Source organism: Rhizobium sp. 05L429, from assembly GCF_056397645.1.
Window position 1 is genome coordinate 127,631 of record NZ_JBFTNV010000009.1, and the last position, 25,073, is coordinate 152,703.

Sequence of the window (25,073 nt, forward strand, 5' to 3'; positions counted from 1 at the left end):
GAAGCGAGCCTTCACGCTAAGCTCTCACCGCAGATTGCGGGATTATTTCAGGATGGTGAAGCCCTGTGCAGTGAAGAAGGAGGCTGCCTTGTCCGACTTAAGGAAGTCGAGATAGGCAACGGCGTCCGGATTCTTGCTCTCGGCGAGGAGAGCGATCGGATAGATAATCGGCGGGTGGGACTCGGCCGGGAAGGTGCCGACGATCGCAACGCCCTTATCGGCAGCGGCATCCGTCTGGTAAACGATACCGAAAGGTGCTTCACCGCGGGAAACGAAGGCGAGGGCGGCGCGCACGCTCTCCGAATAGGCAACCTTGGTTTCGACAGACTTCCAGACGCCGAGCTTGTCGAGCGCCGCTTGACCGTATTTGCCGGCCGGAACCGACTTCGGCTCACCCATGGCGAGTTTACCGTCGCCGATGAGGCCGGCGAGATCGAAGCCGGACTTTATTTCGACAGGCTTCTGCTTGCCGTTTTCCGCAACCAGGACGAGGCGGTTGCCGAGCAGGTTGGAGCGTGTGTCCGGCTTGATCAGTTTTTTATCGGCGACGTAATCCATCCAGTTCAGGTCGGCAGAAATGAAAACGTCAGCGGGGGCGGCATTTTCGATCTGCTTGGCCAGCGCACCGCTTGCTGCATAGGAGGCAACGGCTTCCTTGCCGCTTTCCTTGGCCCAGGCCGCGTTGGCGGCATCAAGCGCATCCTTCAGGCTTGCCGCGGCAAAGACAGTTACCTTTTCCGCGGCTGCGGCAGACGTCGAAAGCGCTGCTGCGCCAAGCCAGATGGCCGAGATCGCGACAGTTGCCAGTTTCATCCAGTGGCGGCGGCTCTGCATGATTTCTTCACTCCGAAGTTCGAAATATTTAGACGAATATAACGGCGTGTGAGCTTTGGCTAGAGTTGTATTTCATAAAACATAACGATAGCGGAGCCGCAATTTCCCGGGGTCGCCTCTTCACGCATTCGTGAGGTGCATGGCTCCCGCCAAAGCGAGAGCTCGTGAGGCAAAAATGTGGCGCTTCTGCTTGGCAAACAGCAAGAGATCTGGCCGATCAGTTTGGATCAATCTGCTTTTGCTGATTAAACCGGCAGCGAATTCGATCTGTTCCGCGGAGGTTTGCATTTTTTGCATTGCTGCAATGCACCGGTATATATTCACCTTCTGAACAAATGTGCTAAATGACAATCATCCGACGGCTTCTCCTCCTCCCATAGCCGTCCGATAGGATCGACAACACTCCTCCTCCCAGTTGTCGATCAAGTTTTAAGCCCGACGCACCTCCTCCCGCGTCGGGCTTTTCATTTCTGGGAACTTTCAAACAAACCGATTTATTCTGCGGCCTTGTGCTGATCGCCGTTGCGGATGGCCGTCGAGCTCAAAGTCGAGCGAGGACCGTGAATGAAGGTCCAGGCGGGCGCCCGCTTCTTCCAGAGAACACGGGCATCATCTTCGTCGATTCGGGCAAAGGCAAAGGTCTTGGCCATTTTCGAGGAAAGGTAAGAAAGCGTCGAGCCTGGCCGGTCGATGACAGCGATCGGGAAGGTTCGCGCGATATTCTGCCATTTCTGCCACCGATGGAAATTTTCCAGGCTGTCGGCGCCCATGATCCAGATGAAATGCACATGCGGATTGCGCGCCTTCACGCGGGCAAGCGTATTGGCCGTGTAGCTTACACCAAATGCCTGTTCGAAGGCGGTGACCTTGATATGCGGGTCGGTGGCGATGCTTTCGCTGCGCGCCAAACGCTCCGAAAGTGGTGCCAGATGATTGCGGCTTTTCAGCGGATTGCCGGGAGTCACCATCCACCAGAGCTGATCCAGGCCCAGGCGGCGGATGGCGATTTCGGCGACTAGGCCGTGGCCTTCATGTGGCGGATTGAACGAGCCGCCGAATAGACCGACGATCATGCCGCGTTCGCTATGCGGCATGCGGAGATAACGCCGGTCTATATGCTCCGTGGTCACGTCAGGGCCGCGTCTGTCCGTGACCGCGAACGCGGTATTTGAAGGAGGTGAGTTGCTCGACGCCAACAGGGCCACGCGCATGCATCTTGCCGGTGGCGATACCGATCTCCGCACCCATGCCGAATTCGCCGCCATCGGCAAACTGGGTGGAGGCGTTGTGCAGCAGGATGGCCGAGTCGATCTCCGTGAAGAAGCGTTCGACTACCTCAGGGTCTTCGGCAAGCACGGCTTCKGTATGGTTCGACGAATATTTCTGGATATGGTCGATCGCACCGGAAATGCCGTCAACGACGGCAACGGAAATGATGGCATCCAGATATTCGGTCGACCAGTCTTCGTCGGTGGCAGGCTTCAGGCCCGGCACGACCTTGAGAACCGTGGCCGAGCCGCGAACCTCGCAGCCGGCTTCAATGAGAGCCTCGATCAGCGGCGTCAGGTGCGTTCCGATGGCGCCGCCGTCGACCAGCAGGGTCTCGGCTGCGCCGCAGACGCCGGTGCGGCGCATCTTGGCATTGACGACGATCTTCTTCGCCATATCGATATCGGCTGATGCATCGACATAGATATGGCAGAGGCCTTCGAGATGGGCGAAAACCGGTACGCGTGCCTCGCTCTGAACGCGAGCAACGAGGCTCTTGCCGCCGCGCGGCACGATGACGTCGATTGCACCATCAAGCCCGCGCAGCATGGCGCCGACAGCGGCACGGTCGGTCACGGGCACGAGCTGGATCGCATGTTCCGGCAGGCCTACGGCTTTCAGGCCCTCGACCATGCAGGCATGGATGGCGGCTGAGGAACGGCGCGAATCCGAACCGCAGCGCAGGATCACGGCATTGCCGGCCTTCAGGCACAGCGCGCCGGCATCCGCCGTCACGTTCGGCCGGCTTTCGAAGATGACGCCGATGACGCCGAGCGGGGTGCGGACGCGCTCGATCTTCAGGCCGTTCGGCCGATCCCAGGCGGTAATCACTTCGCCAACAGGATCGGGAAGGGCGGCGATGGCGCGGATGCCTTCGGCCATTTCCGTGACGCGCTTGTCGTTCAGCGTCAGGCGATCAATGAAGGAGGCGAGCATGTCGGTGCCCGCCACATCCTTCAAGTCCTTGGTGTTTTCCGAGAGTATATGAGCCTTGTTCGCCAGGATGGCGTCGGCCATGGCGTCCAGAGCCTTGTTCTTGGCATCGGTGGAAGCAAAGCCCAATGGTCGCGCGGCGGCCTTGGCCTTGCGGCCGATGTCGTTCATCAGCACGTCAATGTCAGGGCTCTGCGCAACTGTATCAAGCATAACTTGCGTCCTTCTTCTGCCTTTCAGATTTGGAGCCGATCTGCGCCGTCATGACCATATCGTCGCGATGGACCATGGCGGCGCGGCCGGGATAACCGAGGATGGCCTCGATCTCCGCCGATTTGCGGCCGGCGATCTGGCGGGCTTCCTCTGCGTCGTAACTGACGAGCCCACGGGCGATCTCGCGGCCGGAGGGGGCGATGATTGCAACAGTATCGCCGCGGGAAAAATTGCCGGAGATGCTGCGCACGCCTGCCGGCAGCAGGCTCTTGCCTGCGCCGAGAGCCGTGACGGCACCTTCATCGAGATGGAGCGTTCCGGCGGGCTGAAGCTGTCCTGCAATCCAGGTTTTGCGAGCAGTCACGGGCGTACCAGACGGTGCAAACCAGGAAGAGCGCGCACCATTTTCAATGGCCGAAAGCGGGCTTTCCGTCTTGCCTGACGCGATGATCATGGCGCAGCCTGAAGTCGTGGCGATCTTGCCGGCATCGATCTTGGTGCGCATGCCGCCACGGGAGAGTTCGGAGGCTGCGCCGCCAGCCATGGCCTCGATCTCGGGGGTAATTTCCGCAATGGTTTCCAGGAATTGCGCATTCGGATCGAGATGCGGCGGAGCGGTATAGAGACCGTCGATATCGGAGAGAAGGATCAGCAGGTCGGCGCCAGTCATGGTGGCGACGCGGGCGGCGAGGCGGTCGTTATCGCCGTAGCGGATCTCGCTGGTCGCGACCGTGTCATTCTCGTTGATGATCGGCACGGCGCTGATCTTCAGAAGCTGGTTGATGGTGGCGCGGGCATTGAGGTAACGGCGCCGCTCTTCGGTATCACCCAAGGTCAGCAGGATCTGGCCGGCGATGATCGCATCACGCGAAAGGCTTTCCGACCAGGCTCTCGCCAGCGCGATCTGGCCGACGGCCGCTGCCGCCTGGCTCTCCTCGAGCTTCAGGGCGCCGGAGGGAAGGTCGAGTACCGAGCGGCCAAGTGCGATAGCGCCGGAGGAGACGACGAGGATATCGGCGCCTTTGGACTTCAGCGCGGCGATGTCTGCGCACATGGCATCAAGCCAGTCTTTCCGCAGGCCGGTCTTGCGGTCCACCAGCAGGGCGGAACCGATCTTGATGACGACGCGGCGATAGCGGTCCAGAGGCTTGCGGTTACTCATCCACCTCGTCCTCGTCGCTCGCGATCATGTCGCGATGGCGCAGCTTCGGCGTCTTGGCAGGCTTTTCCTCGGTATTGGCTTCGACGATGATGTCGCGCAGCGCGCGCAACACTTCCGTCATTCCCTTGCCGGTGACGGCAGAAATCTGGAAAGGCGTCTTGCCGCAGGCCTTGGCGAGTTCCTTGGCCTTCTTCTTCAGTGTCGCATCATCAAGCACATCGATCTGCGACAGTGCGACGATCTCCGGCTTGTCGGCCAGCTCGTTGCCATAGGCTTCGAGCTCATGCTTCACCGTCTTATAGGCTTTGCCGACCTTTTCTTCCTGGGCGGAGACGAGATGCAGCAGCACGCGGGTGCGCTCGACATGGCCGAGGAAGCGGTCGCCGATACCCACACCTTCATGCGCGCCTTCGATGAGACCGGGAATATCGGCAAGGATGAATTCCCGCTCGTCGATGGTCGCGACACCGAGGTTCGGATGCAGCGTCGTGAAGGGGTAATTCGCGATCTTCGGACGGGCGCGCGTTACCGAAGCAAGGAAGGTGGACTTGCCGGCATTCGGCAGCCCGACGAGGCCGGCATCGGCAATCAGCTTCAGATGCAGCCAGAGGGTCTTTTCCTCGCCGGCGAGGCCGGGATTGGCCCAGTCCGGCGCCTGGTTGACCGAAGACTTGAAGTGGGAGTTGCCGAAGCCGCCATTGCCACCCTTGGCGAGACAGAAGCGCTGGCCCTCTTCGGTGAGGTCGCAGATCAGGGTTTCTTGATCCTCTTCGAGGATCTGCGTGCCGACGGGAACCTTGAGCGTCACGTCGTCGCCATTGGCGCCGGTGCGGTTCTTGCCCATGCCGTGCATGCCGACCTTGGCCTTGAAGTGCTGCTGGAAGCGGAAATCGATCAGCGTGTTGAGGCCGTTGACGGCCTCCACCCAGACGTCGCCGCCGCGTCCGCCGTCGCCGCCGTCAGGCCCGCCGAACTCGATGAATTTCTCACGGCGGAAGGAAACGCTGCCAGCGCCACCATCACCCGACCGGATATAGACCTTTGCTTCATCGAGAAATTTCATTTTACTTCCAGTACTCAGTGCGTTTGGGCGACCCCTCTTGGGCCACTCGATATAGGCGGTTCAAGCGGAGGTCAAAGAATATCGTGATTTTTGCGAGCTATAACATACAGTACGGCTTCGGTCTCGATGGTAGATACGATCTGGAACGCATCGCCAAGAGTCTCGAAAGCGCCGACGTCATAGCCCTGCAGGAGGTGACGAGAGGCTTCGTCCGGAACGATTATGCCGATATGCCGGCTACTATCGCGGCCCTGTTTCCCGACTATTTCTGGGTCTATGGAGCGGCCTGCGACATTCATGCTGTGGCGCCGGAAGGCCAGGTTTCCCCGCCGCGCGGCACCCGTTTCCAGTTCGGCAACATGGTGCTGTCGCGCTGGCCTATCCTGTCGACGCGGACGCTGCTTCTGCCGCGCAGCCGCACCGTCGACAAGATCAATCTGCAGCGCGGCGCGACGGAAGCCGTTATTGCAATGCCCGATGGTGCTGTCCGCTTCTATTCCGTCCATCTCGACCATGTTTCCATCGACGAGCGCATTGCGCAGCTCCACCATCTCGGCGACCGCATCAATGCGTTCATTCAGGAAGGCGCATCGCTGACCGGAGCCTACGAATTCGGGCTTCCCGAGCCGCCACTGCCGGAGGATTACGTCATCATGGGCGATTTCAACATGGAGCCGGAATCGCCGGAATACTGTATTTTTGCCGGCGCTTTCGACGGCTTTTACGGCCGCACGGCGCGGATCGGCACGCCGATCGATGCCCTTGCGGCGCTCGGGGCCTATACGCCCGGAAGCTATAGCTGGATGGATCCGGAAGATCACGGCAAGCGCATGCATATCGATTACTGTTTCGTCAGCTGCGGCCTCAGGGACCGGTTGAAATCCGCTGTCATCGATACGAATTCCCTGGGTTCCGATCATTTTCCCCTGCGGGTCGAGATCCGCGATTGAAAGGACGCCGCCTTTGGCGCGGCGTCCTTATTCTTATGTCAGGCGACTTTTTTCTGCTGCAGCGCGCCCGGCTGCAGTAGGGTCTCGATATGGGCGACCATGGTGTTGCGGGCGAAAGAGTAGATTTCGCTGCAACCGGTCATCCGGAACCCGAGCTTTTCCTGCAGCCGGAGCGAGGCAGGATTGTCGGCAAAGACACCCGAATGAACCGGGACGTCGGGCATGCGCCGCGAGAAACGCTCCAGCACGGCTTCCGCCGCCTCGCCCATATAGCCGCGCCGCCAGTAGTAGCGGTTCAGCCAGTAGCCGAGGTGCCAGCGACCGTGACGAAGTTCGATCGACACATTGCCGATATGAACGTCGTCACTACCTGTTATCGCCAAAGTCCAGTCCGGCAGGACGCCCGACGTGACCGGAACCAGCCAGTCCAGCGCGTCCTGCCGATCAAAAGGGGCAGGAACGCGGGCCAGCATGCGGGTGACCGCGAAATCGGAAAGCGATTCCGCGATCGCAGGAGCGTCGCTCAGCCTATGCGGGCGAAGCGTCAGCCTTGCCGTTGATATGACCGGCACGGGGCCGGGCACCATGGGATTGATCCTCGGCCTCTGCAGGGGTGCAGCACTCATGAGATTGCCCCCCAGCTTCTCAGCGACATCCAGGTCTTGCGGTCGAGCCGGTACCATTCGACTGGCACGTTGCTGCCGAGCGCCAGCGAAGCGGCAAGGCCGGATCCCTGGAACTGGAAGCCGCACTTCTGGATGACGCGACGCGAAGCAACGTTCATGACCCGGCAGCGCGCGTCGATTTGCTCGACCTGCTGCCGCGTCCTGAATACCATGTCGACGAGGGCGTGGCAGGCTTCGGTCATATAGCCCTGGTTCCAATAGGGCTCGCCCAGCCAGTAACCGATCTCGACGGTCTTCTCGTCGGTATGCGGTTCCACGCCGCAGCAGCCCATAAAGGCACCGTTTTCGGCCTTGGTGATGGCATAGACGCACTTGCCAATCTCGCCATTTCGCGTACGCCAAACAAAGTCGGCGGCATCATTGGCGGTATATGGGTGCGGCATACGCGATACCATGGTGGCGACTTTGGCGTTGTTGGCGAGATGGGCAAGGGCGTCAATGTCTTCTTCGTGGGGCGCGCGCATGACGAGCCTTTCCGATAACAAGACAGGGCAATCGGTCCTTAACCGCTCCGGCCTCAGCCGTTCCATGGGAGACTTTTGGTCCTCCCTGGTCGACCGTGATTGGTCGACCCTTATCATTTCGCCTTGCATGTTCAGTCCTCCTGTTTGGACAAAGAAAAAGGGGAGATGGCGCCCCATCTCCCCTGTTTTCTGGACTGAACCTGGTATGGCCAGCCGGGTCGATGAGACGCCGGCTGTTTTAGAGCGCTACCGGCTTATTCCGCTGCTTCCGCTTTCGGCATTACAGACACGTACACGCGACCATTGGCCTTCGTTCGGTAGTCCACATTGCCTGCCGTAAGCGCAAAAATAGTATGATCCTTGCCGAGGCCGACATTGGCGCCCGGGTGCCACTGCGTACCGCGCTGGCGAACGATGATGTTGCCAGCTACGACGTTCTCGCCGCCAAACTTCTTCACGCCGAGGCGCTTGGAATCGGAATCGCGACCGTTGCGCGAGGAACCGCCAGCTTTTTTATGTGCCATTGGAGTTCTCCTTTAAACCTGAAACCCGTTGATCTTACTTGGCGGCCACGATGTCCGTGATACGGACAACCGTGTGATGCTGGCGATGGCCGCGCGAACGCTTCGAATTCTGACGACGACGCTTCTTGAAGGCGATGACCTTCTTGCCGCGGGTCTGGTCGACGACTTCCGCCTTGACGGAGGCGCCGGTTACGAAGGGCGCACCGATCGCTGCGTCGGCACCTTCGCCGATCACGAGGACTTCGGTGAATTCAATGGAGTCGCCAGCGGTGGCTTCAAGCTTCTCGATGGTCAGCACGTCGTTGGCTGCCACACGGTACTGCTTACCGCCGGTCTTGATGACTGCGAACATTATTTTATCCTTTCATGTTCGATCCAGCTCTCCCCGCAATACGCAGGTGGCTGTCTTCTTATCAGTCGAAGTTAAGCAGAGATTTCAGGGAACTGACCCGGAACTCTTGTCTGCCGGTGAACCCTGCGCGAGCGCGAGGCGGGCAAGGCGCGGAATACTCCGCCCCTATTGCGAAAGCGGGATACGCGAGTGACAAAAAGGTGTCAAGGCAAAAGGATGGAAAAGCTTGAGATTTCGGCTTGCCAGCCTGTCATTTGCTCGTTATGAGAACGCCCGCGCCGAACAAGCGCCGACCAGACCGCGGAGAGGTGGCAGAGTGGTCGAATGCACCGCACTCGAAATGCGGCATGCCTGCAAGGGCATCGTGGGTTCAAATCCCACCCTCTCCGCCACTGGGTGACCCACTCTTCCCCAATTTCCTGCAAGATCTTGGTTTTCTTCGCAAATCTCTGACCGAAAGCCCACAATACAGGGTCTTCAGTCATGAAAGTATCGCGCCGAGTACACCTCGAAGTATCGCTTCCGGTATCGCAAATCCAAAAGCAAAAGAAGGCGAGGGGKGACGGGCGGCAGCCATCCCCAGGTCCCTATCTTGTCAGGTCAGGTTCGGTTTATCTTTTTCAGATTAAACTGCCGAAKCAGATCTGTGGCACTGGAGACCCAGCACTGATCCGGATCAGCATGGGAGGCCGGTCTCACAAGGCCGCTCGCCGGCTTGCGGATCTCCTCGTGGCAAGAGCGCGTATTCTTTTCGATGAAGCAGGCAGGAAGGTGATGACTCAGCATCCGACGGACAAGGACGAAGGCGGCGTCGAACCGATGTTCTCCGGGGAGACGCCCGAAGAAACGGTTATCGAGATGCGGGGTGCGCTGAAAGAGTACCTGCGCATGATCGACAGACCCGAAGCACCCTTCACGCCGGAAGAGCTGCAAAAAACGGCAGCCATTCGTGATCTTGTCCGTCTCAACCAAGAAATCGCCAAACGTGATGATGGGCAGGCCTATGAGGAAATGCTCGTCGAGAATGCTGAGTTTCTGAAACAGAAGGCGCTCCAGAAACTGCAGGGATCCACGATGCTGCACGGGGCGGTCCCGTTAGCGGTTCCGATCGTAGTTCCCGAGCAGCAAGCTCGGCCCCCAATCGAGCTTCCCGAAAAGCGGTGGCCACCTCTTGACGAGCAGGGCAATCCGATCCCCGCCTTCAAGCTGGATCGCCGCACCGTACCGCGCAAACCGTCATCGAGACCATTATTCAGCGACATTGCGGCCACCTATCTCGCTTTAAGGGAAACAGCGCTGGGTGTAGGTCATAGTGATGTCAGGATCGCCCGCGCTCGGATCGACGTGTTTCTGGAGCTGATCGGCGACCATCCCGTCGACACCTATAACGGCACGGATCTGCAGGCCTTCGTTGACTTGATGCAATACTGGCCCGGCGACAGCAACAAGCGTGACCCCAACATGTCGGTCCGGGAGATCCTTGCTGGCAATCGGGATCTTCACCTGCAGCCGATGGCAATCAAGACCTTCAAGGAGGGCTATGTCTCGGTTGTCAAGACGACAGCTCGATCCGGCATGACGGAGCATGAGTATCAGGACCCGTTCGGCGGCGCCAAAATCCATTATCCCAAAACGGCTGCCGAACCAGCTTCGGCTGAGCCCCTGGGCGCGAGCCAGATCTCCGGAATTTTTCGGACTGGCATGTCCACAGGCTTTCTCGATAACGCAATGCTGCCGTTGCTCGGTCATTTGACGGGCCGTCGACTGGGGCTGCTCGTCCATCTTACCGGAAATGATTTCCGCGAAAAGTTCGACCATGTCTGGGTGGCTCAGACGTCGGGCATCGCCCTCATCAACGGCACGTGGAAGCGCGTGCCCTACAAGACCGGCGCTAGTCTCACCTTCTTCGTACTTCATGAGTTTTTGCACGAGATCGGCTTCGTACAATGGGCAATGACTCAAGGCGATAAATTTATCTTTTCGGAGCTGATGAAACTGGCAGACCCCAGCAAAAGCGCCTCATCCTATATGCAGCGGCTGTTCGAAAAAGCCGGGATCCTGGGTGGTAACCGGGAAGTGTTCCATTCTCTTCGTGGAGGCCAGATCGAAGAGATGCGTGATGCCAATGTCGATGCGCGCGATCGGAGGATGCAAGCGGGTCACCAGCTTGGCAATGATGAGCATGATAAATACGGTTTCCGTAACATCACCGAGAAGCGTGCTCGCGAGCTTGCAAGGCTACCTCTCAATCCCGATGTCGATTTCTCGGTGTTTCGGGGCCTCGATTTCGGGAAACTTGCCGCGAAAAAGCGGACGCTCGGCCGGGCAGCGAAGGCAAAATAGCTGGCAATATAAGAGCGGGATGCGAACAGATTTCGTCCTACGGACGGCCGGTTATTCCAATCCATCACCAACAAGCGCATCGACCGCGATAATTGCCAAGGTCGATGCATCCTGGTCGATCGCCTGGAGCATGCTGATTGCTTGATCGGGCGTTGCCGAAACCGGGCTAGCGGCACGATGCCCGATCGCGATCCAGCCCTTTATCGGAGCCGGGGCCGGGATCTCCTTGACCAAATCGAGTGGCCGATCGACTCCCTTCCGCACACGTCCGTCGATGCTCCAGGAGCACACGTGGTTCACGCCTTCGACATAGCCAATCAAGGGGTAGAAATCGATCCGGTTTTCCCGGAAGGGGTTAATGCCGACATCACTGGAAATGAAAGCCCGCAGGCCGCTGCGGGTCCTGTAATACAGGCCGACTTCGGGGAGAAACATCAAGCTTTCTTGCACCAAATCGGTACCTTTAAATGAGCTGAGGAACGTGCCCTTGCACTCGGAACAGCCGTTTGGCCGCAGCAAACTTTCCAGATATTCGATTCAGAATCAAACGGCGTTTCAGGAAGTAACGGGGAGAAGAGTCTCCCCCAATGAGAACGCCGTTTGCATAAGGCCATATCCTTTCCGTAACGGGAGGGCGTCGAAGCCCTAATGGCGCGGTTCTTCCTCGAAAAGATGGTCGGATTGAAAAAGCAGATGGGTTTTCCTTCGGAAAGCCCAGTCGGTATCAGCGTACTTGTCGACGAGATCGTCAAAGACGGCATAGCAAGCCTGCTTGTCAAAGCCCTGCGCAACTAGCCTCTCGACCACAACTTCCTCGACGGCGCCGAGCTGCCTCTCGTTGTCCGTCTTGATTGACCGCGTGATCATCCAATGAAGCGTGATCCGGGCGATGTCGTCACGATCCGGACGCCGCTCTTCCTTCTGGCGCTCCCGAAGCTGTCGCTGTCGGTCCCTCTGTTTCCTGTTGCGCTCGCTGCGCGATTGGCGTGCCATTAGCTCCTCCTCTTTTCGTTGATGGCACCTTTCATGGTCAGGGGACCGGCGGATCGACGCAAGCCTTTTGTCAACGAATCGGAATTCTCGGCATTCGAATCAATAACCTTCAATCTCGAATCGAATGAGCGCAATTTGTCTCAACATGTGGGCACGTCGAGACCGGTTGCCGGCAACTCATTACGCATACCGGCGTTCGTCAGGGCGGTTCACGGAGACCTAGCAGAATCTTTCGTTCCGATTTCTGAATCAGAAATCCAGAGATCTGAATCGACCGCCTAAAACTTCGAATCGATGGCCAAGAGTTTGGGAACGAATGAGCGCAATTTGTTTCACATTGCCAGCACGTTGAAGCGATGGGGTTGCAACGTGCCAGCGATTGATTGTCGGCCCGCGCGACCGTTCCGTCCATCGGCGGACCTGACGTCGAAGCCAGATCAGCGCCGCCCATTTGCTGATGGACAGCCGGCGCCCGGCCGGCTGCTTGCAGCGTTTCAACCGGACGCGGACAGAATCTCCATCGCGGCATCGCCATCGAGGGCCTGGGCGTCGAACAATTCCCGAACCAGACGATCGAACGTGGCACGGTGTTCAAGGATGATCTGCGTTGCTCTCGCCTGCGCGAACTCGAGCCGCCGATGGACACGCCCTGCTAGATCGGCGTCGCGGCTGAGGATCCMTGTCGGCTCGCGGTGATCGAGATAAAGGAGTGGATGTCTACCGCCGAAGCCCAGCGCCTGCTCCATATCGAGGGCAATTCGGGTCGCGCGTGCGAGATCGCTGTTCTCGCCGCCGCCAGAGCCAGCCGAGACTGACTTGAAGAGGATGAGTTCGGCCGCGCGTCCGGCCAGCAACATCGCAAGGATGCGACCGTACCATTCCTCGTTCTCGGAACCCCCGTTGGCGAACGTGAGAGAATTGTGGCCGCCATCCTTGGTATCGATCGTCAGTTCCTTGATCGCGCCAAGCCGCAGGGCATGATGAACGACAGCATGACCGGATTCATGGATGGCGTAACGCCAACGAACGTCGTAGGGGACCGGCGGGCGATGTCCGCGAATGCCAGCTTCCAGGTCATCATAGGTAATTGAGCGCTTCTCGCGTCTTGCCTTCAGCCTTGCCTCGCGAACGATGCGCTCGATGTCCGCGCCGGTTAGGCCCACCGCCCGCGTGGCCAGATGCCGCAATGCCTGTTCCGTCGGATCGAGCGGCTTCGACTTAGGCTGCCGCCTCGAGGTGAGCGGATCGTGGGTGCCTTCGATGGCATCGTCGTTCCTGTTATCGGATCCGGTTCTGATCATGACGTCGTTCCTTCATGCTCCGCATTCGCGGCGATGTGGCCAATGTCGGCGCCAAGATGATGCGCGATAATGCCGGCCAGCGCCGGGATGTCCGGACGCGGAATTGCGATATGGGTTTCGAGGCGTCCAGAGCGCCGGATAGCTTCATCGATCTCGTGTGGACGGTTCGTGGCCCCGACGACGATGACGCCATCGCTCTTCACCGCCCCGTCGAGCAATTCGAGCAACTTGTTGACGCAGGCATTCCAATAGTCCGCGTAGTGTCGCGAGGCACTCACGCGCATGCCGATGCCATCGATCTCGTCGATGAACAGAATACAGGGTGCATTGGTGCGTGCCTCGGCGAACGTGTCTGCCATGCGGTCAAGAACCGCGTGCAGATATTCACCCTGCAGCCAGGTTGAGACCGACGTGACGACCAAAGGGATCTGCAAGCTATTGCAGAGCGCTCGTGCAAATGTCGTCTTGCCAGTTCCCGGCGGACCGGACAGCAGCAACTTGGTGCTCATCTCCGACCAGTCGAGATCGCCGGCCAGATAATCGGCAAGGTCGCCCTTCAATCCCAGTGCCCAGTCCCTGGCGCCACCATAACCGGATAGGGATTCGACGATCAGCGGCGGCTTGGCATCTCCATCATCCCCCGGTGCCAAAGGCTGCGGCTTTACGACCTCGGCCCCGGTGGGCTTGCGTTTCGATTTGTCCTTGCGATCGGCATCGGACTTAGAAGACGCATTCTTCGTCGCCTCGTCGTCATCCGCTCGGACCTTCTGTGACGGAGTTTGCGAGACGATTCTGCGGGTAGAGGAACCATCACCGCGCTCGTCGTCATTGTTTTCGTCACGGTTTCGCGCCGCAAGCTTGGTGAGCGCTTCGATCGTTGTCTCGATTGCCCGGCCGTGACGGATGGCAAGACCGAGATCACCTAGCGTCAGCGCCGTCGAATCGATCTGACTGATGCCTTTCGCGTGCTCGGACACCGCCTCACCGTAGACCACTTCCAGAAGATCGGTGATCAGCCGTCTATCCATCCCGCCCCCGGTCAGCCGGAGATCCGAGACGATGTCGATCTGGTCAGACACGCCATCTCCCGTCTCTGCGATGGCAAGCACCGGCGAGCCGTGCGCCAGCGCTGACACCAGTCTGCGGCGCATAGCAGGCCGGTTCAGCCGAGCATCGTCTCTGCTCAGCACGTGGAGGAAAACACGCTTGACCTCGCTCTCTTTCCAAGCCCAGATTTCATCACCCTCCATGAACTCGGCGGTCATTCCGAGATAGGGACCAAACGGAACGAGCGCAGTCTCCTCGACAAGCTGCAGCAAAGCCCGCTCGAAGCCGTCGACGCTGACCTCTACCGAGATGATCGGCGCCGGCTGACGAAGAAGATCGACAACCATGCACAGGGAAACCCCAGCCTCGCGAATAGCGCCGGCAAGCAGCAATGTAGGAGCGAGATGTTTGACGCTGGCCGCAGCACCAGCTTCGCCGACAACCCTAACGGCATAGGCGAGCCACCCATCCCTCAGTGCGCGGCGATCTGCCGGCCCTACTCCGGAGCTGCGACGCAGATAAGCGGGCAGAGCCGGCGCAGAGGCGAACGGATCGACATGATCACGCCGGTTGGTCGGCGGCTCAGTGAGGAAAGCCGCGAAACGAGCACGGATCCATCTTGCATCCTGTTCAGCATCGCCGGTCAGATGAGATGGATCGAAGGTCGGCGCATAGCGGGCGACCAGATGTCCGTCAATCTCGGTGATCTTGAGGGTCAACAGTCCGTTCCGCAAAGCCAGGCGCCGCACTTCGCGGCGGTTCAGGTGTTGCAGGCGCCGGACAAGGAAAGCGGCAAGACGATCCATCAATGCGCCTCCGCTGTCGCCGTCGCGGAAATAAATTCCGCGGAGAGAGCGAGTTGGGGGCGATGCGATCTGTGGGCAAGTGGAAGCCGGTCGCTTTCCGGATGCTTGCGTTCGAGCCAGTCGCGGACCATTCGGCAGGTCGGCTCGCCCTGATCTGCCAGAGTATCGAGCCGAGCCAAGACAGCCTCCGGAATAGAGGCGGCACCGGTCGCTTGGCGGGCATCGCTAAGGGCAACCCCGATGATTATGGCGGCATCGTTATCATGGGTGAAGGATGCGCGAACCGTATTGGCATGCTGGTCGACGGCTTCGCAACGAATGCCGCGGGCGGCGGTATGAATTCTTCTGGACATGCGGTCTCTCCTCGCCGGACCGGGCTAAGTCCGTCGGCGTTGTTCAGAACGGGACTAGGGAGTTGGCTGCGGCTTCAATCGCCGCAGCCGAAAGGAGGTCAGGCGTCGAGCAGCCGGCGCGCAAATCCGACGCGAATGCGTACAGCGGGCAGAACGTCTTCGTCATCTGCCTCCGCCGCTTCAGCATCCGGCTCGTCGCCACTCTCGTCGACGGCATGGATATCGCGCGTTTCCGGCACCGGGGACACACCCGTCATGTCCAGCGTCGGACGACGGGCGGGCTGCCGCGGCCGGAAGCGCGAGATATGCGGAAAGCTTGCCGAGATGTGGGCATCGACAATTCCGAGTGCKCGGCGCGCCTCTGCCTCGAGCAACGTTTGAACCCGGCGGCCGAAGCGGCGCCGCAACTCCACCATGCAGGCCGCAGCGCCATCGACCTCAAGGAGATCATCAATCTCCGAGAGAGCCCACACGCCGGCTGCATGATCGCTCGGCCGGCTCGCACCATCGATAATCGCGACGCCAACGCTGTCGACCATCATCCGCTTGTGGTTCTTGTAAAGCCAGTCGGGCAGGATCATTGCCGAGGCCAGCATCTTGAGCTTCAACTCCTCAAGCCGCGTCGTATCCCCGTAGGAGGCGAGCGACCGCTTCAGGTCGAGGAGGAATGCCAGGTGCCTTGCGCGGTTCACCAGAATGACGTCGGGCGTATAACTTCCCTTAGCCGGGGCCTCGCAGTCGAGCCTGATACCGTCGAGATGCCGCCAATCGTTTCCGGTGACGGCTTCGACCGCGGCCTTGACCAGGGGGAGTTTGAGCGACTGGATAAGGACAGTAAGATCCGGATTGACCTTCGACAACCGCTCGAACGCCAGCTCGAGCAACTTGCCCTCGMGAAACGATACGGCCCGGACCATCGACGCGATGTTGACGTAGCGGCCAAGGATCTCATCCTCGACCGGCTCGCCGTCGGAAATCGCCGCAATGGCCTTGTCGATCAGGGCATCGAAGTCGGCCTCGACATCAAGGTAGCGGACGAGATGCGGATGATGGCGGAGGACCGGCGGCTCCGGCTGGCGCTCAGGGGCCGATCCGAATGAGCGGCGAAAGGCCGGCGACGTTGCGGTTGCCGTGGTGGGCGAAGTGAAAGAAGAGGTGTTGGGCATGCTGTTCTCCATCGGACGTATGAGACGATCGATCCCGTCCCGCCGCCACGTCCAGGTGGTCGGCAGATACGGCAATCGCCGAATTGCTGGGTGACGTCATTCCTGGCCGAGGCGCCTTGGGGCGCCGAAGGCGGCGGCCAAGCGGCGGAAACACGGACGCGCGATTGCGACGATGGGATGGAGAACTTCCCCATTGCGGGGGATGGAGGTATGGATGGTCACAGCCTGATTCCTTCTAAACCAAGGTTGAGGGTCAGGCCCATGTCGGTGTTACCAGCACCGGCTTGGGCCGCTAAGCTTCGATCGCGTCGAAGCCACCCATATCTGGCAGGACCGGGACCAGATCTCAAGGATCTCAAATGCTACAAAGAGAACAGGTCCGGAACAAGGTTAACGCCGGGCTCAGGTCCGGTGTATCCCAATGGCGATGGTGAAGTCCGGAAAGGGCGACCAGATTTCGTTGCGCGCAGTCGATCATGCAGCTAAAGCGGAATCAAAAAAAGGGGGCCGAAGCCCCCTTTTATGTTTCACTCGACTGCCGGCTCCGGAACCTTCCTTGGAAGGAAGCCAGGTCGCAATCCCTTTCCCGGCTTGGTAAGCGGGACCACGTCGGAGGTCGGGACCTCCGGTTCATCATCGTCGAAGTCAGCGGCCTCCAGCACATCGACCGGATCGATGCTCGGCGCCTCGACGTGATTTCCGTCGTCATCAGCCTCGACCTTCGTTGAAGTCGATGTCCGGGTTTCACTGACGCCGAGTGGCCACCCCGGCAACTTGCTACGCGTCGTTGCCCACTCGAGCAACGGCAGCACAGTCCCGCTCAGCCAGGCTTCGAGTGTATCCTTGCTCGGCCATGCTTCCACGTCCCCAAGGTCTTCCAAGACCTTGAGCACTGCAGCCCAACGGGTCCATGCCGGCAACTTCTCTTCGTGAATGACACGCGGTTCCGTGTCGTCAGGCAGCACGAAGAGAATGAGGCTTTCGAGCTCATGCCTTGCAAGCCGTGCCGTCGGCAACACTTCGTCGGTGAGCTTGCCCTTCACCAGACGCTTGCGTTTGCCTTTGTCTGTTGGGACAAGGGCGTTGCCGATGATCTTGTGGATCGCCGTTGCGTGCTTGAGGAAAGCCGTCAACCCGGATTTTGCCTTCAAGGCGACCAATGCCTTCAGACCATCCACGCCGCCGATATCTGCCGGCTCCGCATCTACCTCGGGTTCAACGGAGTTCTCACCCCGGAGCAGAGTCTTGACCTCATCGACCTGAATGCGCCCGTGTTCTTCGGCATGGACAAAGGCTGCTTCCAGCTTTTCCTCCGATGCAAAGCTCAGATGGACCAGCACCGTTGGACTGATGCCGAGATCAAGGATCCGCTCCTTGTGCGGCGTCAGGTTCCGGTGAATAGCACGGTAATTCCGCGCTGTCTTAGGTTCGACACCGCAGCGTTGCTTCACCCACTCGCCGAACTGTCCGTTCGGAATAAGTTCGGCTGCCTTGTCCAGAAGTGCACCGGTCAGGAAGACCTGCTCGGTGCTCTTACGGCCAAGACTGAGAATGTCGGTTGCCGCCTTCTCCAGCTCGTTCACCAGCTCGCTCGGGATTTCAAGCGCAGCGTAGTTGAAGCCAGCGCCGCGCGCCCGCTTTTCTGTCGTATTCGTCATGTCAAACATCCCTGTTCACACAGTACACACACAGTCACACCATGTGACTKATTTATCCATTATAACAAGAAAAGACAAATCTGTGAATGTTTACAATAGGTTGCGCAACTTTTTCGTCTAAAAGTGTACCGTTTTTACTTTGGATAACGCAACTTATACATCAGATGTTGGTTGGATAACGCTGCGCGGGCGCGCAAAATAAAAACGCTATACTTAATGCAATCTTAGGTTGCACTTGAAGGGAATATGACCACCTTCGTGGCAAACTGAACTAGCGTCCCTCAGCCTTTAAGGTGCCATCGACCATCGAAAGGAGGAGCACATTGAATGTATTTTGCAGAAAGATCGTAGCCGGAAACAACCGGATCGGCAGAATGGCTCCCGGATTGCGATGATACCACGCAGATCGTACTCCATTGCTTGATCGCCCGGTCCATGCAGACTGGGAACGAACGGCAACCCGGTCTCATCAAGGAATTGGCGGTCCGCCGGATGGTGGCCCTCAAGGCGCTTCCATTCAGKCGTCAGACGCCCCCTTGGAATCACCGTGGGCTCAATCACTCAATCCAATACTCCAACAGGCTTTGGGGCGGGAGTCTTCGTAACTTTCCAGTCACTGACAGTACGTATCGGACCAAATCTGTTAGAGGGCAGCAGAAACGGAAATTATTTCCGAAGCTTCATACGAGACGGCACAAGCAGAGTCCTAAAGTTAACAGCCACGACAATCGAGGATTCGAAAACCGTCACTCCTCGAAGCCTGTCGACTCAGACTTAAACTTGAGTTGCCGAGCATTGTCGCGAATGACGCTCACTTCACCTTCTGCGAAACCATCGCTGGCCTCGGCTTCGATTTCAAGCGTCAGCTTTACCTTGGCTCCTTGGGTCCTTTGCAGCTCCATCACAATGGCGTTGAGGATAGCATCAAAAGATTTGACGGGCCGCACCATGTCGAGTTCGACTGACCCGTAGAAACGCCGTGGCTTTTCTGGCGCGGAAGGTCCAGACACCACGGGACCAAGGTTGCCCGGCTGCGGCATCGGGCCGGGCTGCGCCCCTGGCGCAGGCCGAGAACCCGGCATGCCTTCTTCCTGTAGCTGCTTCTGCGCCTCCGCTTCCCGTACGATCATAGCAGTTGAAGATGAGAGCTCGGGCGGGTTCTTGGCCCAAATCAGTTTGTGATACTTACCGGTTTCCTCGTCGAAGCCTTCAGCGTAGCCGAACTGTGGATCAAGCTTCGCGACTGCATCACGGATCGATCCTTCCAGCACAACCTTATCGCGGATTTTCGGCAGATAGACGTAGGCCGCAAACCAATCAGCAATCTCGGCGATCGTTAGATGTGGCCGATCGTCCGGCCAGATCGGTTTGAGCGCATGCCAAAGTCGCTCGGTACCCAGCTTCTCAAGAGCGACGCCGTCCGCTTTCGCCTTGTCATAAACGACGACCGGGATCGCAGCGCGATCCCGAGACGAGATCAGGCTGTGTTCGAGATCAAACGGCTTGCCTGCGGTTTCGCTCTTCACCGGATAGAGGATGTGGCTCCAAGCCGTACGGATCGCCTTCAAGGCCGACTCACGGTTCGTCTTCGCCTTGTCCTTCGCGTCCGCCGCTTGGGCCTGCGTCATCTGCTGCTGAAGCCGACCGTCCTTGTCGATCGACGCCCAAGCCATTGCTTTGCGCATCACCTCGCGGGCTGTGGCGAGATTCGCTTCATCCGGCGCGACGAAGACGAGCGTGTTCCGCATCCGGCGTTGCGAGGCGCGGCAGCGCATCAGCGCGTCGGCGACGGCATCGGTCGCGGGCGACTTTGCCGTGCCCTTCCCGGCATGCGCTAGCGCGGGGCTCAAGATCACGAGGGAAAGCGATTGTGCTTCGTCGATCGTAACCGGATCGTCAGGCGCGGCGAAGATGCGATGGAAGCCGCCCTTGCTGACCGCGTCCTCGCGAAGTACGTCCGCGATTGCCGCATCGACTTCGTGATCGGGCAGCGCCTTGGCGCGATCATCGGCGAGCCGGTTCAACGTTGGCTGGGTTGAGAACCAATAACGCCCGGCCTCTTCATAGAGATAGGTCGCTTTTTCTGTGAGCTCGCGCAGCGCTTCGCCAAAGATTGCCAACTGATCGCCTGGTTCGGCGCAGGCCAGGCGCAAGCCCTGGCCGGTGAGCCCCGCATTCGGTTGTCCCACCAGAGGCGCCGAGCAGATGAAGACGGCCCGTGCAGCGCGGGTCGCGGCCCGCAATTGCGAGATCCGCCGAGAGGGGTTCGCTTCCATCCGGTTCGGCAGCGATCCTTCGCCATCGACTTCCTTATCGACCACCGATCCGAAGGCCGGGTCGAGGGGATACAGGACGCTCACCCGGACGCGTTCGTGGGCGACGGGCACCCGCGCAGGCGTGATCAAAGGATCGCGCATCTGGCCGTGCCACAGCACGCCGACGACATTCGCCATGAAGCGCAAAACGCCGCGCGTCCGCTGGAACTTCTCGAGGCTCGCCCAATCCTTCGAGAGCCGATCGAACAGTTCGGGGTGAATCGGATAGGACAGACGCAGCAGTTCGAGATAGCGCGCTTCCTTCGCCTCAGGCGGAAACTCGGCCGGGTTCTTCTTGTAGAGATCGTGGAAGGCTTTGACGGTTTCGTCGCGCGCCTTTTCGCCTTCTGCATCGAGTGGCTGGAACAGGCGCCGCCGGATGATCTCATAGGTTTCGTCGCCGGAAGCGGGCAGCCAGGCCGATTGCACGCGGCCGAAGATTTTCTCAAGCCGAAGGAGCGCCGCTTCGCCGCGCGGGCCACCGGCTTCCGCGTTGCTTTCGGGCAGCGAGCCGACGATCAGAATGCCGGGCACCATTTTCGCCGATTCGGTGAGCGACTGGATGAACGACAGGAACGCCTCGAAGCGGTCGTCATCGAGCTGGCGGGMGAACATCGTCAGTTCGTCGAGAAGGATCACGCTCGGCCCGGCGAGCTTGAACACTTCGACCATCAGTTCGGAGCCGGGACTGGTTCGCGCGGCTTCCGCCTCCGCAACCAGTTTCAACCCGGCATCGCCCGCGATCCGCCAGGCGATATAGCCCCAGAGCGTGTTGACGCGCGGCCCATCTTTCAGGTTCAGCGAAACGTCCGCGCCCTTCGACGAGCCGACGAACACGGCCACCTTCGGCTTCGGCAGGGACGATACGCCTGCCCGATCGAGTATCTCGCTAAGGCCCGGCAGGCCACGCGGATCGCCGCCATCGCGGAGATGCTTCACGAGATGGAAGATCGCGAGCATGGTGTGCGTCTTGCCGCCACCGAAGGCGGTTTGCAGGCCGATCACCGGATCGCCGCCACCACCGCCAAGGCGTTGCGTCGCCGTGGTTAGCACGCGCTTCAATCCTTCGGTAAGGAAAGTGATGCCGTAGAAGGCGCTCGGCGTTGCATAGCCTTCGCCGGCATAGCCCGCATCGACGGCGAACAGATCGGCCGCGAATTCGGCTTCCTTAAACCGGTTCGCGATCACATCGGGATGTGGCAGCGCGACTTCGATCCAGGGCTTCAGCGGCTTCAGCAACGCATCGCCGATCGCCAGATCGAGCTTCTGCGGCGCGGGTGGCGCAACGGGAGCGGCAGGCGCGCGAGCAAGGCCCGACTGGCGCTGCTGGTCGTAAATCTTCTTGAGTTCGTCAATCTCGCTTTCAGGGCCTTTCACCAACTTCAGCAACTGGTGCATAGCGTCGAGATACCGCAGCGCCTCGTCGTCTTGCAGCCCGATCGCCAAATGCGAGATCGCGTTGCGGGCTTCGAGCGCCATCGAGGTGAAATTGCGCGCCTTGTGCTTCTCGTTGCGGCCGAAGGCGTCGTCGAACACTTCGCGCCAGCGATCGATCATGGTCTTGACGAGGCCATAGGCATCGAGCGGTGCATTCGGCGCGCCGCCAGCGGCGCGGCTGGCATAGYGCAGCCAATTCGCACCATGTACGGCCTTCATCCGCGCTTCAACGAACGGCGTTAGGCCCTTCTGAAGATGGAATAGCCCGCCCTGAACCCGTTGCAGTGTTTCTTTTTCGGACGACATTGCGATCCTCCCCCGACCGATCAGAACAGTTCCGCTTGCGCGGTTGCGGTTGTCGCTTGGGATTGTGCGCTTGAAGCCAGATCTTCGAGCTTCGGCCATTCCTGCGCKAGTTCGTTATAAATTAGAGCCTCAGCGGCCCAACCCTTCTGCGTGGCGATTTCGAACAGGCGATAGGCGAGCGATCGCGCTTCCGCGGCCTTCGGACCCATTTCGGCGACGAGCCTACCGGCCGCAGCCCCGCCGCCATCCTGGGCATTGAGGACACGGGCCGTATGCTGCGCGCACTCCCACACAGTGAGGGATTTGTCTTTGGAGGGGGACCAGTCTTTAGGCAAGTCCTCGCGCGGCGTCAAAGCGGATTTGCCCTTCAAGTCCTTGAAGACGCCGGATTCGAAGAGAGCGCTTGTGCTGATATTTTTCGCGTTCGCGAGGGTAATCAATTCACCAGATTGGCGCGCATCGAAGCCGTAGGTTGCAAACCACGCAAGAGCAACTTGTGTCTCTGCGTCGAAGACGGCCTCGAGCTCCTGGTCGATTTCCTCCCAGACGCGATTGATGAGTGAGAGTGCGGTCTTTACCGGCATCGCGCTGTCGTCGTCTTCGAGCACTTTTGCATGACGTGAGAATACGCCCATGCCAGGACCGATGACGGATTGCTGCATGTCAACTGGGCCGACGCCGGCTTTACGTATATCGTCGATCGCCTCGGGCATCGACTTTTTCAGAAGACGAACGAATTCCGCCCGCGTAATAGTCGGCGCTTCAGAAGATCTCTTTCGGCAAATCAGGACGATCGAGGAGGCAAGTGCGTTTGCGCCTCGACCGATGAGTCTCCCCGCACTTTCGGTCCGAAGTGGCCAAGTCCCATCTACAACCAAACCAGCATCGACTATAGCCTGCAAAAAAGTAGCCCAACCGGCTGACGTAACCCCGTCCTCAGCGATCTCGGATTGCTTGAATGCATAGTATATTGCTAAAGGCTCGTTATCTGAAGCGGCGTTGCGCATAGCATTCAACGCGTCTGACATTCCTTGCATGAAAAATGCCTCAGCTTCCGACTTACCGCCGTAACGATATGGCTTCGCTACTAATTCTTCCATTTTAGGAGTTGTCAGCCGCCTAAATTCTTCTGGCCAAATTGTCGCCAAAGACCGCTTCAGCCAAACGTAGAAAAAGTCTGATAAGTCAGCGTAACCAATGTTGTCATAGTAAGGAGGGTCGGTATTTATAATACAGGGTCTGATAGGGAAGCCGTTTTTGGCTGCGTCGACTATAGAAATACTCGCTATCCCTTGCGACTGTTGATGGGCGATAACATCTGGGATCGTTCGATAAATAGTACTCAGCGCGACGCTGGAATCGCCAAAGTAGTTCCCCTCACAAAAATCCCAGGTCATCGGTAGCGCTTGCCGACCGAAAGTGCCACGAATTGCATTGTCATCTGTAAGCCAAGTGGAAATAGAGCTTCCATAATCGGCGGCTCTACTGATTCCAAACGCCAGATAAGTTGCAATTGCATCTGCATATGCAGTCGCTCCAGCGCCGCCGGAGTGCAGTGGGCTATCATCGTCGGGCAAACCGGCTGCAATGCTATCGAGGAGTGCCTGTTGCCGAGCTTCGATCACCAAGTCCGTAAAGGTCGCCAAGGCAACAAGTTGTCGAGATGTGAAAAGCGATGCTACGGTTTTCATACCGTACTCGACAACGTTCGTTCGTCCAGGCCAATGAGAGATTTCACCGGGAGGAGTGTCTAGGACATCTACTCGGGCAGCTTGTTCATGGTCGGCAGTGGGACTTAGGTAGATTCTCCCTCGTTGCCCTTCAGCAACTATCGCCATGAGTCGGTCCTGAAATCTGCCTGCATTTGCTTCGCTCCGAAGATAGGCAAACGGCATAGCCGCGCCAGTGAGAATACAAGTCCCACCAGCGCTTCGAGACACGATTCCCTTCTTGAGCTTGTCTTCTTCGGCTTTTTTCAGGGGGCCCGTTCTAACGTCAAAATGCCAACCCTCCGGAGAAGCTGAATCGATAACTGGTTCAACCCAAACTTTCCTTCCTTCTTTCGTTGAGATCATGAACGAAGACACGAGCGGAACCATTGCCCCATTGGCCGCGGGATCTGGCGAGCGCACCGTTCGCGCCCAAAGCCAAGCGATCACCGTGGCTTCAGAACCATCCGGCAGTTTTGCCTTCGGATATAGATGACCGATCCGCTTCTCCGCCTCGTCGCGTATCCATTGACCATAGTAGCGAACATCATCAGCAAGCCCCTGCGCGCCCTTCCAGCTACGGAGTTCGCCATGTTTTGCGTCGGTTCTGGACCTGGGGTTGACGGGGCGGCCACCTGCGAACTTTGGGGGTATTTCAACCAGCGCTTTACCGATCAAAACTGCCAGAGGATTGAGATCTGAGCCGTAAGCACGTAAACCTAATCGTTGGGCTTCCAGTGGAATTGATCCGGCACCCGAAAACGGGTCGTAAACCGGCGGCGCTTTAGTTTGAAGATAGTCGAGGATCGCTTTTCCGTCGTTCTGGGCCGGCGGCTCTTCCCCGAGGCCCCAGGCCACAGAGCGTGCGATTTCCCATCTCGCTCGGTTGAGGATCACCTCGTTGTTCGAGGCATCCCAAGGGACCAGGTCTTCGATCACCTTGTGCAAACGGCGTCGTTCGATGTCTTGCTCTTCTTCGCTTGGAAACCGGTCAGGCCAACTTGAAGGATCGTCCACAAGCTGAGCGAAAAGAACCCCCCGACAGGCTGCAAGTGGCCGTTGTGCCCAGTATTTGTGAAGCGCAGTCGGATAGCCCTTTGGCGCTTTTTGTTTTTTGGACGCAAGGTTGATCGCTTCGAGCGGGATAGACACTTCGATGAGCTTCTTGCGTGGGGCCATTTCCGTCATG

The 25,073-nt window shown here is 59.0% G+C and carries 20 protein-coding genes and 1 tRNA gene; 3 read left to right on the plus strand and 18 right to left on the minus strand.

What is annotated here, in order from left to right; translation table 11 throughout:
• Nucleotides 1–42: 42 nt before the first annotated feature.
• The 5 genes from modA to obgE all read right to left on the minus strand — a co-directional run bounded on the left by modA (nucleotide 43) and on the right by obgE (nucleotide 5,474).
• On the minus strand, nucleotides 43–834 hold the full coding sequence (modA, locus tag AC1DNW_RS12085) for a molybdate ABC transporter substrate-binding protein (RefSeq protein ID WP_113310213.1): 792 nt from the start codon (nucleotides 832–834) through the stop codon (nucleotides 43–45).
• Nucleotides 835–1,328: 494 nt separating this feature from the next.
• Nucleotides 1,329–1,928 (minus strand): nicotinate-nucleotide adenylyltransferase, encoded by a 600-nt coding sequence (locus AC1DNW_RS12090; protein ID WP_477835800.1) that lies wholly within the window; start codon nucleotides 1,926–1,928, stop codon nucleotides 1,329–1,331.
• Between the two features lie 37 nt (nucleotides 1,929–1,965).
• Entirely contained in the window at nucleotides 1,966–3,249 is a 1,284-nt protein-coding gene (locus AC1DNW_RS12095; RefSeq protein ID WP_477852800.1) for a glutamate-5-semialdehyde dehydrogenase, read from the minus strand.
• The gene (proB, locus tag AC1DNW_RS12100) at nucleotides 3,242–4,411 is read right to left on the minus strand and encodes a glutamate 5-kinase (RefSeq protein WP_113310209.1); all 1,170 of its coding nucleotides are present in this window, start codon (nucleotides 4,409–4,411) and stop codon (nucleotides 3,242–3,244) included. The genes AC1DNW_RS12095 and proB overlap by 8 nt, the downstream gene beginning before the upstream one ends.
• Nucleotides 4,404–5,474 (minus strand): GTPase ObgE, encoded by a 1,071-nt coding sequence (obgE, locus tag AC1DNW_RS12105; RefSeq protein WP_113300781.1) that lies wholly within the window; start codon nucleotides 5,472–5,474, stop codon nucleotides 4,404–4,406. Before obgE ends, proB begins: the two co-directional genes overlap by 8 nt.
• A gap of 83 nt (nucleotides 5,475–5,557) precedes the next feature.
• On the opposite strand from obgE, the gene AC1DNW_RS12110 reads away from it, so the two are divergent.
• Nucleotides 5,558–6,424: an endonuclease/exonuclease/phosphatase family protein gene (locus tag AC1DNW_RS12110; RefSeq protein ID WP_113310208.1), complete on the plus strand. Its 867-nt coding sequence runs from the start codon at nucleotides 5,558–5,560 to the stop codon at nucleotides 6,422–6,424.
• A 38-nt stretch (nucleotides 6,425–6,462) separates the two neighbouring features.
• On the opposite strand, the gene AC1DNW_RS12115 is transcribed toward AC1DNW_RS12110, so the two are convergent.
• The 4 genes from AC1DNW_RS12115 to rplU all read right to left on the minus strand — a co-directional run bounded on the left by AC1DNW_RS12115 (nucleotide 6,463) and on the right by rplU (nucleotide 8,450).
• On the minus strand, nucleotides 6,463–7,050 hold the full coding sequence (locus tag AC1DNW_RS12115; RefSeq protein ID WP_113310207.1) for a GNAT family N-acetyltransferase: 588 nt from the start codon (nucleotides 7,048–7,050) through the stop codon (nucleotides 6,463–6,465).
• Nucleotides 7,047–7,703 carry a GNAT family N-acetyltransferase gene (locus AC1DNW_RS12120; protein WP_113204273.1) on the minus strand — a complete coding sequence of 219 codons (657 nt, stop codon included), beginning with the start codon at nucleotides 7,701–7,703 and terminating at the stop codon, nucleotides 7,047–7,049. The genes AC1DNW_RS12115 and AC1DNW_RS12120 overlap by 4 nt, the downstream gene beginning before the upstream one ends.
• Before the next feature lie 125 nt (nucleotides 7,704–7,828).
• A complete protein-coding gene (rpmA, locus tag AC1DNW_RS12125) occupies nucleotides 7,829–8,098 on the minus strand; it encodes a 50S ribosomal protein L27 (protein ID WP_007824841.1) in 270 nt (89 codons plus the stop codon).
• A 34-nt stretch (nucleotides 8,099–8,132) separates the two neighbouring features.
• Nucleotides 8,133–8,450 carry a 50S ribosomal protein L21 gene (rplU, locus tag AC1DNW_RS12130; RefSeq protein WP_037102071.1) on the minus strand — a complete coding sequence of 106 codons (318 nt, stop codon included), beginning with the start codon at nucleotides 8,448–8,450 and terminating at the stop codon, nucleotides 8,133–8,135.
• Nucleotides 8,451–8,752: 302 nt separating this feature from the next.
• Between rplU and AC1DNW_RS12135 the strand changes: the two genes are divergently transcribed.
• Nucleotides 8,753–8,842 (plus strand) — tRNA-Ser (locus AC1DNW_RS12135).
• A 337-nt stretch (nucleotides 8,843–9,179) separates the two neighbouring features.
• On the plus strand, nucleotides 9,180–10,793 hold the full coding sequence (locus AC1DNW_RS12140) for a site-specific integrase (protein ID WP_477852801.1): 1,614 nt from the start codon (nucleotides 9,180–9,182) through the stop codon (nucleotides 10,791–10,793).
• A 51-nt stretch (nucleotides 10,794–10,844) separates the two neighbouring features.
• On the opposite strand, the gene AC1DNW_RS12145 is transcribed toward AC1DNW_RS12140, so the two are convergent.
• From AC1DNW_RS12145 to AC1DNW_RS12185, 9 genes are all read right to left on the minus strand, one after another.
• Nucleotides 10,845–11,312: a hypothetical protein gene (locus AC1DNW_RS12145; RefSeq protein ID WP_477852802.1), complete on the minus strand. Its 468-nt coding sequence runs from the start codon at nucleotides 11,310–11,312 to the stop codon at nucleotides 10,845–10,847.
• A 126-nt stretch (nucleotides 11,313–11,438) separates the two neighbouring features.
• On the minus strand, nucleotides 11,439–11,786 hold the full coding sequence (locus AC1DNW_RS12150; RefSeq protein WP_477852804.1) for a hypothetical protein: 348 nt from the start codon (nucleotides 11,784–11,786) through the stop codon (nucleotides 11,439–11,441).
• Nucleotides 11,787–12,280: 494 nt separating this feature from the next.
• Complete coding sequence (locus AC1DNW_RS12155) at nucleotides 12,281–13,087, minus strand: ATP-dependent metallopeptidase FtsH/Yme1/Tma family protein (RefSeq protein ID WP_477852806.1); 807 nt, start codon at nucleotides 13,085–13,087, stop codon at nucleotides 12,281–12,283.
• A complete protein-coding gene (locus AC1DNW_RS12160; protein WP_477852808.1) occupies nucleotides 13,084–14,940 on the minus strand; it encodes an AAA family ATPase in 1,857 nt (618 codons plus the stop codon). Before AC1DNW_RS12160 ends, AC1DNW_RS12155 begins: the two co-directional genes overlap by 4 nt.
• Nucleotides 14,940–15,293 carry a hypothetical protein gene (locus AC1DNW_RS12165; RefSeq protein ID WP_477852809.1) on the minus strand — a complete coding sequence of 118 codons (354 nt, stop codon included), beginning with the start codon at nucleotides 15,291–15,293 and terminating at the stop codon, nucleotides 14,940–14,942. Before AC1DNW_RS12165 ends, AC1DNW_RS12160 begins: the two co-directional genes overlap by 1 nt.
• A 98-nt stretch (nucleotides 15,294–15,391) precedes the next feature.
• Complete coding sequence (locus AC1DNW_RS12170) at nucleotides 15,392–16,459, minus strand: hypothetical protein (protein ID WP_477852811.1); 1,068 nt, start codon at nucleotides 16,457–16,459, stop codon at nucleotides 15,392–15,394.
• Between the two features lie 527 nt (nucleotides 16,460–16,986).
• Nucleotides 16,987–18,117 carry a hypothetical protein gene (locus AC1DNW_RS12175; RefSeq protein ID WP_477852812.1) on the minus strand — a complete coding sequence of 377 codons (1,131 nt, stop codon included), beginning with the start codon at nucleotides 18,115–18,117 and terminating at the stop codon, nucleotides 16,987–16,989.
• Between the two features lie 746 nt (nucleotides 18,118–18,863).
• Complete coding sequence (locus tag AC1DNW_RS12180; RefSeq protein ID WP_477852814.1) at nucleotides 18,864–22,175, minus strand: DUF499 domain-containing protein; 3,312 nt, start codon at nucleotides 22,173–22,175, stop codon at nucleotides 18,864–18,866.
• 20 nt (nucleotides 22,176–22,195) lie between these two features.
• A complete protein-coding gene (locus tag AC1DNW_RS12185; protein WP_477852815.1) occupies nucleotides 22,196–25,072 on the minus strand; it encodes a DUF1156 domain-containing protein in 2,877 nt (958 codons plus the stop codon).
• Nucleotide 25,073 lies beyond the last annotated feature (1 nt).